Source organism: Sphingopyxis sp. (genome assembly GCF_035565275.1).
Taxonomy (GTDB): Bacteria; Pseudomonadota; Alphaproteobacteria; order Sphingomonadales; family Sphingomonadaceae; genus Sphingopyxis.
Window position 1 is genome coordinate 1 of the sequence record NZ_DATMST010000219.1, and the last position, 12,330, is coordinate 12,330.

Sequence of the window (12,330 nt, forward strand, 5' to 3'; positions counted from 1 at the left end):
GCCCCGACATCGCCGCCGCCGAACGCCGCATGGCGGCCGCCAACGCACGCATCGGCGTGGCGCGCGCCGCCTTCTTCCCGACGCTGATGCTCGGCAGCGCGGCGGGGTTCGAAACGACCCACGGCCAGCTGTTCCAGACGCCGAACAGCTTCTGGGGCCTCGGCCCGCTCTCGGCGGTGCTGACCCTGTTCGACGGCGGTCGCCGCAAGAGCCAGGTGAAGATGTCGCGCGCCGAATATGACGAACTCGCCGCCAGCTATCGCGACACGGTGCTAGGCGCCTTCCGCCAGACCGAGGACGCCATCGCAACGAACCGCTTGCTCGCCACGCAGGCCGCCGCCCAGCGCACCGCGGCCGAGGCGGCCGCCCGCACCAGCGCGCTGGCGCTGACCCGTTATCGCAACGGCGCGTCCGATTATCTGGAGGTGGTCATCGCCCAGACCGACGCGCTCGACGCGCAGCGCGAGACATTGGCGTTGGAAACCCAAAGGATGCGGGGCAGAGTTGCGCTGGTGAAGGCGATCGGCGGCTTTTAGGCCGCATTCTTCGTCAAAGGCTCGACATAGTGCGACGCGGGCCGGATCAGCCGGCCGGTCAGGGCCTGTTCGCGGGCATGCGCAAGCCAGCCCGCGGCGCGGCCCATGGCGAAAACGCCCGTGAACGCGTGCTTCGGAAACCCCGCTGCTTCCAGCAACAACGCCGTATAAAATTCGACATTGGTTTCGAGCACGCGGCCGGGTTTGCGGCGATGGAGTGCATCAAGCGCCACCCGTTCGATACCTTCGGCGAAGCGCAACCGGGCATCGACGCCCCCGAACGAGCGCAGCGCGCCCTTGAGCGCATCAGCCCGCGGATCGCGTGTGCGATAGATGCGGTGCCCGAAACCCATCAGCCGCTCGCCTTCGTCCAGCGCACGCTCGATCCAGCGCGCGCCGTCGCCCTCCTCCGCGATCGCGTCAAGCATGTCGATGACCGGACCGGGCGCTCCGCCGTGAAGCGGCCCCTTGAGCGCGCCGAGTGCTGCCAGCACAGAAGAGGTCAGCCCCGCCTGGGTCGAGGCGACGACGCGCGCGGCGAAGGTCGAGGCGTTGAGGCCGTGGTCGCTGACCGTAACGAGATAGGTGTCGAGCGCCTCCGCGCCGTCAGTCCGGCCCAGCATGCGGATCACGTCGGCAGCATGGCCCGAACCGGCCGACGGTTCGATTGGCTCCTCGCCCGCCTGCAGCCGGATCAGCGCAGGAAGAAGCACCGCCGGGGCCGCGAGCAAGTGCAGCGCATCGGGCAGCGCCGTGCCGTCGGGCAGCATCGCCATCGCGGCGCGCATGCCGTCATAGGCGGGCAGCTTCGACATCGGTCCGAGCAACACTCGCGCCCTCTCGAACACATCGACGCGCGCCGCGCCCAGACGTGCCGCAAAGTCGGCGGCGTCGGGCAAATCGGCGAAGAAGCCGGTGAACAGGAGATGGGCAGTTTCTTCGAAAGTCCAGTGCCCGGCCAGCTCCGAAAGCGGATGGCCGCGAATGATGAGTTGCCCTTCGGCGCCGCGTACGTCCGACAGGATCGTTTCGGCCGCCACGACATTTTCTAGACCATTGTTCATTTCATTCGCTCCTTGACTGGCGAGGAGCGAGATGATCCCTTCAGCGAAGTGAATCAATCTTGATCAAGTGAATCAATCATGCGCGAATGGATGACCCGCGAGGAGGTTCTGGCAAAGCTGGGCGTCCGGCCCCAGACGCTCTACGCCTATGTCAGCCGGGGCCAGATCGAGCGACGCGCCGATCCCGCTGACCCGCGTCGCAGCCTGTATCGGGGCGACGATATTCTCGCACTTGCCGACCGGCGTGCCCGCGGGCGCCGCCCGACATCGGTCGCGGCGAGCACGCTGGCATGGGGCGAACCCGTAATCCCGACCGCCATTGCGACGGTGACACACGGGGAACTGATCTATCGCGGCGAGACCGCCACGGCCCTCGCCGCGCGCATGGGGCTGGAGGAGGTCGCGGCGCTGCTCTGGGAACAGCCGGACGCCGTTCTCTTTCCGGTGACCGTCGCTTGCGACGACCCATTTCAGGCTCTTGCTGAATTGGCTGCAAAGGCGCGGTCGCTGATCGGCCGCCCCCTTCCGAAGCTGGTAAACGAGGGCGCGATGTGCGTCGCAGCGATGGCGTCGGCTTTCGGCGCTGTCGGGACGGGCCCGATCCATCGGCGGCTTTCCACGGCATGGTCCCTCGACAGCGAAGGCGAGGAACTGGTGCGGCGGGCGCTGGTTCTGCTCGCCGACCATGAGCTCAATCCATCGACATTTTCGGTGCGTGTCGCGGCCTCGACGGGCGCCGGCATGCCCGCCTGCATCCTTGCCGGCCTCGCTACCCTGTCAGGGCCCAGGCATGGCGGTGCCGGGGCGGCACTGGAATCATTTCTGATCGAGGCGATCAATATCGGAGCCGATGCCGCGATCGAGCGCTGGCTCGCAAGAGGACAGGGGTTGCCCGGATTCGGACATCCGCTCTATCCCTATGGCGACCCTCGTGCTCGGGCCTTGCTCGGGCATATCCAGCCCGACGAAGAGCTTGCGAGGCTACGAGACGCGGTCATGGACATTCTTGGGCAGGGGCCCAACATCGATTTCGCGCTCCTTGCGATCGCGCGTCGCCACCTGTTGCCGCCGCGATCGGGTTTCGGCTTGTTCGCCATCGCCCGGACCGTTGGCTGGGTGGCGCATGCCATCGAGCAGGCGTCGAACGGCGCGATCATCCGGCCGCGCGCACGATATGAAGGCAAAGGCGGAACCGGGCCCTCATCTGAAAGTCCTTAGAGGTCGACCATCCATGCCTGCGATGGCACGCTGCGCCATTCAGCTGTACTAACAACATGGTGAGCCTTGGCCGTTTGGAGGCTGTCCGCCGGATCCAAGTCTGCCGCCCTGACCGTTTCACACGCCAGGTGGTGAAGCGATGATGCAATCCGCAGACATACTCCACTCCACGCCCCGATCCGGGCGGCGACCGTCGCGCCGCCCGGAAGTTTCACAAGCAAGCGCAGGTACCATCGTGTACCCGGCGAAAGCCGGGTCCCGGTACGCCTGACTAGCGTCGCGTAGGACGTGTGCCCCGGCTTTCGCCGGGGGCACACGTCTTACGGCAGCAATCGGCAGTTAGCGTTGTTCCTTACCGCCCGCGGATGAAGGCGCGGATATCGGCTGACAATTTGTGCCGGTCTTCGTCGCGGATATACATCATGTGACCCGCACCATAATATTGATACTGGATCCGGTCCTGCGGTATGCCGGTGCGCGACAGCGAATATTCGGCCGCGAAAAAGGGCGTCGCAAAGTCATAATAGCCCTGGCCGACAAACACGCGCAGCCCCGAATTCTCGCGCAGTGCCTGCCCGATATAGGGGGCGACGTTGAGGTAGGCGTTGGTGTCGCGGCTGCCGAGACGCCAGTCCCACTGACCGCCGATCCGGCCGATCGACTGATATTCGCGGTCGGTCTTGAACCCCAGTCCGTCGCGGCTCCAGCTGTTGATCGCGGCGGTATAGCTCGCATCGATACCATAGAAGCTCGGATCGTTGTCGGGGCCCTCGCCGGCACTGTCATAATCCTTGCCGGTGTAGCGGCTGTCGAGCCGCCCGACAGTCAGCCCGCGGTCGCGCAGCAATTCCTTGTAGAAACGGTTCGGCGTGACACGCAGGTCGGCGCTTTCGAGGTAGGTTTCCGACAGACCGGTAAAGCGCGCCAGTTCGCGGCGGATCGCGGCGCGCTCCTCGCCCTGCAGCTTCTGGCCCTTGAGCAGCGCCGACGCATAGGGGCCGATCGCCCATTGCCGCGCTTCCTCGACGAAAGCTTCGACCGATGGCGCGGTCGCCTTGCCGTGATAGAGCGCGGTCGCTGCCATCGACGGCAGGTTGGTGATCGGCGACAATTCGTTGCCCGGCGTATCGGCGCCGGCCGCGAAATCGAGCACGGTCGAGATCAGGATAATGCCGTTCAGCGCGACGTCGTTGTACGTGACGTTCATCAGTTCATTCGCGACCGCGGCCGAGCGCGTTGTGCCATAGCTTTCGCCGCCGAGGAATTTGGGGCTGTTCCAGCGGCCATTGTCGTTCAGCCAGCGGCGGATCACTTCGGCGACCAGCTTCGCGTCCTGCGTCACCCCGTAATAATCCTTGGGGTCGGCCTTGCCGATCAGGTGCGAGAAACCGGTCCCGGGCGGGTCGATGAAGACCACATCGGTTACGTCGAGCAGCGCATCGGGATTGTCGACGATCGGATACGGCGGCGCGCCGTCATCGACACCGGTGCCGGGGATCGCGACGCGCTTCGGCCCGAACGCGCCCATCATCAGCCAGACGGTGCCCGATCCCGGACCGCCGTTGAACAGGAAGGTGATCGGCCGGTTCGGATCGCGCGGCTCCTTGACATAGGAGGTGGTGACGACCGCGACTTCGGGCACGCCGTCCTTGTTCTTGATGATCGTCTCGCCGATCGTCGCGGCATAGTTGACGCGCTGGCCGCCGAAGGTACCCGACAGCTTGGTGGTGCGGACCTGCGGCTGGTAATCGGCGGACTCTTCGCCCTTCGCCTTGGTGTCGGTCGCGCCGTCGGCGGCCTTGTCCTGCGCATAGGTGATGGTGGGTGCAGCGGCGGCAAGCGCCAGAGCGATAAGCGACAGACCTGTTTTCATTGGTGTTCTCCCCGTTTCGGGGCGAACCCTAGGGAGCCGGAAAGGACGCGGCAAGGCCGCTCGTCGGAAAACGTATACTTTTTGTCGAAGGGGTCAGCGCCCCCACTTCGTCTTGCTCTGCTTCCCGAACCGCCCCTTGCGCGTACCCGGCTTGCCCTCGTTGCTGCGCCCCACGCGCGGCGCGACCTGTTCGCCCGCGGGCAGACCAAGCTCGTCGGCCTCGAGCTTGCGGATTTCGTCGCGCAACCGTCCGGCTTCCTCGAACTCGAGGTCGGCGGCAGCGTCGCGCATCTTCTTTTCGAGGTCCTGAATGTATGCCCGAAGGTTGTGCCCGACCATGTGCGCGGGCTTGTCGTCGCCGATATCGATCGTCACCTGATCCTTCGACGCGACATGCGCGATGATGTCGCCGATGTTGCGCTTGATCGTGGTCGGGGTGATGCCGTGTTCGGCGTTATACGCCTCCTGCTTCTCGCGGCGGCGGTCGGTCTCGCGCATCGCGCGTTCCATGCTGCCGGTGATCCGGTCGGCGTAGAGGATGACGCGCCCGTCGACGTTGCGCGCAGCGCGGCCGATCGTCTGGACGAGGCTCGTCTCGCTGCGCAGAAAGCCCTCCTTGTCGGCATCGAGGATCGCGACCAGCCCGCATTCGGGGATGTCGAGCCCTTCGCGGAGCAGGTTGATCCCGACGAGCACGTCGAATACGCCGAGCCGCAGGTCGCGGATGATCTCGATGCGTTCGAGCGTCTCGACGTCCGAGTGCATATAACGGACCTTCAGCCCCGCTTCGTGCAGGAATTCGGTCAGATCTTCGGCCATGCGCTTGGTCAGCGTGGTGACGAGCGTGCGGTAACCCGCCGCGGCGGTTTTCTTCGCTTCGGCGATCAGGTCGTCGACCTGCTCCTCGACCGGCTTGATCTCGACCGGCGGGTCGATCAGGCCGGTGGGGCGGATCACCTGTTCGGCGAAGACGCCTTGCGTGCGGTCCATCTCCCACGTCCCCGGCGTCGCCGATACGCTCACTGTCTGCGGCCGCATCATGTCCCATTCGGCGAAACGCAGCGGGCGGTTGTCGATGCACGACGGCAGGCGGAAACCATATTCGGCGAGCGTGATCTTGCGGCGATGGTCGCCCTTCGACATCGCGCCGATCTGCGGGATCGTCTGGTGACTCTCGTCTACGAAGAGCAGCGCGTTATCGGGCAGATATTCGAACAAGGTCGGCGGCGGCTCGCCGGGCAGGCGGCCGGTGAGGAACCGGCTGTAATTCTCGATTCCCGCACAGCTTCCGGTGGCGGCGATCATCTCGAGGTCGAAATTGGTGCGCTGTTCGAGCCGTTGTGCCTCGAGCAGCCGACCCTCGGCTTCCAGCTCCTTGAGCCGTTCGGCGAGTTCGTGGCGGATCGCCTCGCTCGCCTGCTTCAGCGTCGGGCCGGGCGTCACATAGTGGCTGTTCGCGAAGACGCGGACATAATTGAGGTTCGCGATCTTCTTGCCCGTCAGCGGATCGAACTCGGTAATCTCCTCGATCTCGTCGCCAAAAAAGCTGACGCGCCACGCCATATCCTCATAGTGCGACGGGAAGATTTCGAGGCTGTCGCCGCGCACGCGGAAATTGCCGCGCGCGAACGCCTGATCGTTACGCTTGTACTGCAGCGCGACGAGCTTGCGGATGATCTCGCGGTTGTCGGCGACCTGCCCCTTCTTCAGATCGAAGATCATCGCCGAATAGGTCTCGACCGATCCGATGCCGTAAAGACACGACACCGATGCGACGATGATCACGTCGTCGCGTTCGAGCAGCGCGCGCGTTGCGGAATGGCGCATCCGGTCGATCGCCTCGTTTACCGAGCTTTCCTTCTCGATATAGGTGTCCGACCGCGGCACATAGGCCTCGGGCTGGTAATAGTCGTAATAGCTGACGAAATATTCGACCGCATTGTTCGGAAAAAAGCTCTTGAACTCACCATAGAGCTGCGCCGCGAGGATCTTGTTCGGCGCGAGGATCAGCGCGGGGCGCTGCAATTCGTCGATCACCTTTGCCATGGTGAAGGTCTTGCCCGATCCGGTGACCCCCAGCAGCACCTGATCACGCTCGCCGTCGAGCGCGGTCGAGACGAGTTCGCGAATCGCCGTCGGCTGGTCGCCGGCGGGTTCATAGTCGCTAACCAGTTCAAATCGTTTGCCGCCTTCGACCTTGTCGGGGCGGGCGGGGCGATGCGGGACATAGCCTTCGCCGGTGTCGATTTCGTCGAGCGAGGTGCGAATCTGGATTGCCATCGCTGCCAATATGGTATCGATTGGGGCCAACGACAATTATAATGGTTGCAACCAAACAGTCGCATTGGGGTTCCCCCCTCTGCCAACAGGAGGACGTATTTTATGAAGAAATTTCTGACAGTCGCAGCCATCGGCGCCCTTATCGCAGTCTCGGGCTGCGGCAAGAGCGGAGAAAATGCCGGCGGCACGGCGAAGCGCGAAGCCGGCAACTGGAAAACCAACGTCAAGCTGGTGAAGTTCGAAGTCCCGGGCATGCCCGCTGAAATGAAGGACAGCATGGCGAAGGCGATGGAAAGCGCCAGCGGCATGGACCAGTGCTTCACGCAGGAACAGGTCGACAAGGAAGACATCGCAGCCGAACTCGCCAAGGGGCCCAATGGCGGCGAGTGCAAATGGTCGAAGAAGGATGTCGCCGGCGGCAAGATCGACGTTGCGGGCACCTGCACGCAGGGCGGCCAGACGGTCGACATGGCGATGACCGGCACGATGGAAGCCAAGAAGACCGACGTGACGATTACCACCAAAGGCAAGGTCCCGACCGGCGGCGACATGGAAATGGTCATGCAGATGACCAGCACCCACACCGGTCCGTGCAAGTCGGCGACGACCTGAGCCTTCCACCTTTTCAGGTCCACGAACGGGGCGTCGGTGAAACCGGCGCCCCTTTTCATATGCATCTTTCCATCCGCGAAGGCGATTTCTGCCTTGGGGCGGGAAGCGGAAGTCAGTTCACCCCCACTTCGTCATCCCGGACTTGATCACGGACCCGCTTTTCTTTCGCAACGGCCCCGAGCGGGACCCCGGATCAAGTCCGGGGCGACGAGATAGGAAATGTCATGTTTCGACCGAAAGCTGCTGTTCCCCGCCTTCGCCGGAAACAGGCGGAATTGCTAACAGCCACTTCCATCCGCTGTGGACATGCCTACCGAAGCACGCCTGCCGCCGCTTGCCGCCGCGCATAGAGATAGAGCGCGATGACGATCACCACGATCACCGCGGTGAAGACCATCGGGAACATCCCGAACATGCGTTCCAGATCGCCATAGTGCATCCCGAACTGATAGATGATGCTGAGCGCGAGGCCGGCGAGCGACAGCAGGAAAGCCGTTACGGCATGACGACTGCGCATGAGCAGCAGGATCGAGCCGAGCACCGAACCCCATACGCCCAGCGCCCATCCGACGTTGGCCCAGAGCGGAAAGCTGTAGAAATACTGCTGCTGCTCCGGGGTAAAGGCCGCCATATAACCCGGGTCCCTGAGCTTGGTCATGACATAGTCGAACGCCCCAAAAGCATTCCATAACAGCGATACGACCCCGACCGCCCACAGGTGCCGGGGTGTTTTCCTTACTTCGGTCATGTTCGTCTTCCCCTCCAGAAAGAGACGGCGAAGCTATCATTCTTTGCCATCGCCATCAATGCGGTGACATAGCGCCACAATACAGCAGCTTGTGGCAGCAAAGCCAAGGTACGCCGGGGCTTGGCAAGGCGGTATCGGACGCCGATATGCGCGCCATGTGTGTCGTCGCCCTCGCCCATCGCGCCCACCCCGACTGGCCGCTCCTGCTCATCGGCAACCGTGACGAGTTCCACGCGCGCCCTGCCGCGCCGCTTGCCGAATGGAATGACGGCAGCGGGATAATCGCAGGCCGCGACCTTCAGGCCGGCGGGACATGGCTCGGGATTCATCGCGCCAGCGGGCGTGTCGTGGTCGTGACCAATGTTCGCGGCGCGATGCCCGATCCGGCAAAGGAATCGCGCGGCGCGCTCGTCGTCGACCTGCTGTGCGGCAAAGGGCGCTTCGCTGATCCCGCGGCCGAAGACCTGCCGCGCTTCAACGCGTTCAATTTGTTTGCCGTGGGCAAGAGCGCGCGGCTGCTGACCAATCGCCCGGTCCCCTTGATCATGCCGCTCGAGCCCGGCGTCCATGCGCTTGCCAACGAGCCCGTCGACGCCCCCTGCCCGCGCGCCGAGCGGCTGCGCATGGCGCTTGAGACGGTCGTCGGCACCGGCGCCGACCCCGAAAATCTGCTCGACACGCTGATGGCCGAAGACGACCCTGCCCTGTTCCTGCGCGGCGACGTCTATGGCACGCGCGCTTCGACGCTCGTTGCGATTTCGGCGACGGGCGACGTCAGGATGATCGAGCGCCGATACGAAAAGGGCGGCCGTCCCGCCGGAACGACCGCCCTCGAATTTCGTATCGGCTGAGCCGGAAGCTTATTTCGGCGCAAGCACCATCAGCATCTGGCGGCCTTCGGTACGGGGATGCGCTTCGACCTTGGCAATTTCGGCGGTCATCTCGGCAACGCGCTGCAGGACATTGAGACCAAGCTGGGTGTGACTCATCTCACGGCCGCGGAAACGCATGGTCATCTTGACCTTGTCGCCTTCGCCGAGGAAGTCGAAGACCTTCTTCATCTTCACGTCGAAATCATGATCGTCGATATTCGGACGCATCTTGATCTCTTTGATTTCCTGCGTCTTCTGGCTCTTGCGTGCGAGGTTCGCCTTTTTTTGCGCCTCGTACTTGAACTTGCCGACGTCGAGGAATTTGCACACCGGCGGGTCGGCGTTCGGAGATACTTCCACCAGGTCGAGACCGACGGATGCCGCCTGCTCGATCGCTTCGGCCGTTAGCATGACGCCCAGATTCTCGCCTTCCTCGTCGATCACGCGGACTTTCGGAGAGGCGATAAATTCATTGTAACGCGGGCCGTTTTTCGGCGGCATCGGTGCCATTGGGCGACGAGTCATGGGCGGTGGTATAGCTGTATCTCCTGGGTCATCTAAAACAGGCGTGCGGCATCGACGCTAAAACACGCGTGATGCTCATATAGTGATCGCGAGCCCGCCGTAAAGGCCGCCCCGTCATCGCGGCAACGCTTTTCGGCGGACTGTGGCTGGTCTGCCACTGTCAGCCGGGGACTACCATTTGGTCGGTGCGGGATCGACGACACGGAAGCCGCCGGCACCGATCTCGCTGACCTCGAGCGCCCGCTCGGCGATGCCGCGATTGTTGAAGCGGAAGATGCCGTCGATGCCGCCGAAGCCGTCGGCGGCAAGCAGCCGGCTCGCCGGGAAGCTCGTGCCGGGTTTCCAGTCGCGCGCGATACGAACCGTCAGCAGTACCGAATCATAGCCCAGGCTGGCAAGCCGGTACGGTGCCTTGCCGAAGCGGGTGCGATATTTGCTCGCGAGCTGGCCATAAAGGCCGTCCGAGACGCTGGCGAACCATGATCCACGCATGACCGCGTTGCTGCCCAGCGCGGCGTCGGTGTTCCAGAGTTCGGTGCCGAGAATCTGCTTGTTTCCGCTGCTCTTGATCACAGGAACCGCGCGGATCGCATTGCCGCCGCTGTCGGCGATCAGCACCGCGTCCATCGCCCCGGCGTTGGCGATCCGGCGCGCCGCGCCCGAAAGCGCGGTCGCGCTGCGATCGTAGGTTTCGACCGCGACCAGCGTGCCGCCTGCTCCGGAAACGGCGGCGCGGAAGGCGGCGGCCGAACGGTCGCCATAGACATTTTTGGGGATAAGTGCGCCGAAGCGCTGATGCCCCTTGGCGCGCGCAAAGGCGACGACTCGCTCGACCGACTGGCCGGGGACGAAGCCCATGATGAAGACACCGTTACCCGCGACGCTGCTGTCGTTCGAGAAGCTGAGCACGGGCACCTTCGCACCGCGCGCGATCGGCGCGACCGCGGCGACGTCTTCGCTGAGCAGCGGGCCTAGGATCAGCTTGTTGCCGTCGGCGACCGCCTGCCGCGCCGCCGCAGCCGCGCCGAGCGCGGTGTCATAAGTGGTGATGCGGACACGTTCGGTGCGCGAATCGAGCAGCGCGAGCGTCGTGGCATTGGCGATCGCGGTGCCGACGTCAGCGTTGGCCCCGGTCTGCGGCACAAGCAGCGCGACGCGGTGGCGGTCGGTATCGGTGGGAAGGCCGGGGCCGACATTGTCGTCAGGGTTCGTGGGCGGCGGCGGAGTCGCGGGTCCGTTCGACTTCGGCACCACCTGGCACGCCGCAAGCAACCCCGCCATCGCCACTGCCCCGAGCCCGCGCAGGATTTGACGGCGCGGCGATGCATTGTCCTGGCACGCGCCTGTCTGGCAGTGGGGGGCAGTTTCTGCCATTTTCGGCGTCATGCCAGATTCGAACATCTCAGATTCTCCCTTGCCCGGTCTCTATATCGTCGCGACGCCCATCGGCAACCTTGGCGACATCGGCGCGCGCGCGGCCAAAACGCTCGCCTCCGCCGACGTGATCGCCGCAGAGGATACGCGCGTGACCGCGAAACTGCTGTCGCATCTGGGATTGCGTGTGCCGATGACCCCCTATCATGATCATAGCGACGAACGCACGCGTGCCGCTCTGGTTGCGCGTATGGAACAGGAAGTTGTCGTTTTGGTGTCGGATGCCGGCACGCCGCTGATTTCCGATCCCGGATACAAGCTCGTCCGCGACGCCCGCGCGGCGGGTCGACACGTCACCACCCTGCCCGGCCCGTGCGCCGCTATTGCGGCGATCACCCTGTCGGGGCTGCCGAGCGACCGTTTCCTGTTCGCGGGCTTCCTGCCGAACAAGGCGAAAGCGCGCGCCGACACGCTCGCGGAGTTCGCGGGACTGCGCGCAACGCTGGTGTTTTACGAAAGCGGGCCGCGGCTTTCGGCGGCGCTGGCGGCGATGGCCGAAGGGCTCGGCGACCGCGAGGCTGCTGTCGCGCGCGAGATCAGCAAGCTGTTCGAGGAATGCGTCACCGGGACGCTGACCGAGCTTTCCACGCGCTACGCCGACGCGCCGCCGAAGGGCGAGATCGTCGTCATCGTCGGCCCGCCCGGCGAAGCCGTGACCGAGGAAGCCGACGAGGCGACGCTCGACGCGGCGCTGCGCGAGGCGATGGTCGACAAGCCCGTGGCGCAGGCGGCGAAGGCGGTCGCCAAACGTTTCGGGCTCGATCGCCACGAAGTTTATGCCCGCGCGCTGACGCTGAAGGAGCGCGCTTGAACCGCGCCGCCGCCGAAGCCCGCGGCCGCAAGGCCGAACGCCGGGCAGCGTGGTGGCTGCGCCTTCATGGCTGGCGCATTATCGGCGAACGGCTCCGTGTTCCGGTGGGAGAAGTCGACCTGGTCGCGCGGCGCGGGCGCACGGTCGCCTTTATCGAGGTCAAGTGGCGCGACCGCGCCGCTGACCTCGACCTCGCGATCGACGCATATCGCCTGCGGCGCGTCGCGGCGGCCGCCGAAATGCTTGCCCCGCGCTTCGCCGGCCCGCGCGACGATATAAGGATCGACGTGATGCTCCTTGCGCCCGGGCGCCTGCCGCGCCATCTGGTCCACGTCTGGCAATCCTGAGGAATATCGA

Annotated in this window: 12 protein-coding genes; 6 read left to right on the plus strand and 6 right to left on the minus strand. The window is 64.7% G+C overall.

What is annotated here, in order from left to right; all coding sequences use genetic code 11:
* Positions 1-536, plus strand: a 536-nt coding sequence (locus VN047_RS15195; protein WP_325544091.1) for a TolC family protein, incomplete at its 5' end; no start/stop codon positions are given.
* On the opposite strand, the gene VN047_RS15200 is transcribed toward VN047_RS15195, so the two are convergent.
* Positions 533-1,600, minus strand: a complete 1,068-nt coding sequence (locus VN047_RS15200) for a citrate synthase/methylcitrate synthase (protein WP_325544093.1) — start codon at positions 1,598-1,600, stop codon at positions 533-535. The two genes, VN047_RS15195 and VN047_RS15200, sit on opposite strands and share 4 nt — an antisense overlap.
* A 78-nt stretch (positions 1,601-1,678) precedes the next feature.
* Here VN047_RS15200 and VN047_RS15205 point away from each other — a divergent pair, with 78 nt between their 5' ends.
* Positions 1,679-2,818, plus strand: coding sequence for a citrate synthase family protein (locus VN047_RS15205; RefSeq protein ID WP_325544095.1), 1,140 nt, complete (start codon positions 1,679-1,681; stop codon positions 2,816-2,818).
* Between the two features lie 352 nt (positions 2,819-3,170).
* On the opposite strand, the gene VN047_RS15210 is transcribed toward VN047_RS15205, so the two are convergent.
* A complete protein-coding gene (locus VN047_RS15210; RefSeq protein WP_325544097.1) occupies positions 3,171-4,691 on the minus strand; it encodes a S10 family peptidase in 1,521 nt (506 codons plus the stop codon).
* 93 nt (positions 4,692-4,784) lie between these two features.
* Positions 4,785-6,971 carry an excinuclease ABC subunit UvrB gene (gene uvrB / locus VN047_RS15215; protein ID WP_325544144.1) on the minus strand — a complete coding sequence of 729 codons (2,187 nt, stop codon included), beginning with the start codon at positions 6,969-6,971 and terminating at the stop codon, positions 4,785-4,787.
* A 102-nt stretch (positions 6,972-7,073) separates the two neighbouring features.
* Between uvrB and VN047_RS15220 the strand changes: the two genes are divergently transcribed.
* Entirely contained in the window at positions 7,074-7,583 is a 510-nt protein-coding gene (locus VN047_RS15220) for a DUF3617 domain-containing protein (protein ID WP_325544099.1), read from the plus strand.
* 310 nt (positions 7,584-7,893) lie between these two features.
* On the opposite strand, the gene VN047_RS15225 is transcribed toward VN047_RS15220, so the two are convergent.
* Positions 7,894-8,331, minus strand: a complete 438-nt coding sequence (locus VN047_RS15225) for a hypothetical protein (protein WP_325544101.1) — start codon at positions 8,329-8,331, stop codon at positions 7,894-7,896.
* Positions 8,332-8,477: 146 nt separating this feature from the next.
* Between VN047_RS15225 and VN047_RS15230 the strand changes: the two genes are divergently transcribed.
* Positions 8,478-9,182 carry an NRDE family protein gene (locus VN047_RS15230; RefSeq protein ID WP_325544102.1) on the plus strand — a complete coding sequence of 235 codons (705 nt, stop codon included), beginning with the start codon at positions 8,478-8,480 and terminating at the stop codon, positions 9,180-9,182.
* Positions 9,183-9,191: 9 nt separating this feature from the next.
* On the opposite strand, the gene infC is transcribed toward VN047_RS15230, so the two are convergent.
* Entirely contained in the window at positions 9,192-9,728 is a 537-nt protein-coding gene (infC, locus tag VN047_RS15235) for a translation initiation factor IF-3 (protein WP_325544104.1), read from the minus strand.
* 171 nt (positions 9,729-9,899) lie between these two features.
* A complete protein-coding gene (locus VN047_RS15240) occupies positions 9,900-11,009 on the minus strand; it encodes a penicillin-binding protein activator (RefSeq protein ID WP_325544146.1) in 1,110 nt (369 codons plus the stop codon).
* Between the two features lie 103 nt (positions 11,010-11,112).
* On the opposite strand from VN047_RS15240, the gene rsmI reads away from it, so the two are divergent.
* Together rsmI and VN047_RS15250 are read left to right on the plus strand one after the other, a co-directional pair.
* Positions 11,113-11,973: a 16S rRNA (cytidine(1402)-2'-O)-methyltransferase gene (gene rsmI / locus VN047_RS15245; RefSeq protein ID WP_325544105.1), complete on the plus strand. Its 861-nt coding sequence runs from the start codon at positions 11,113-11,115 to the stop codon at positions 11,971-11,973.
* Positions 11,970-12,320 (plus strand): YraN family protein, encoded by a 351-nt coding sequence (locus tag VN047_RS15250; protein ID WP_325544106.1) that lies wholly within the window; start codon positions 11,970-11,972, stop codon positions 12,318-12,320. The genes rsmI and VN047_RS15250 overlap by 4 nt, the downstream gene beginning before the upstream one ends.
* The last annotated feature ends 10 nt before the right edge of the window (positions 12,321-12,330 follow it).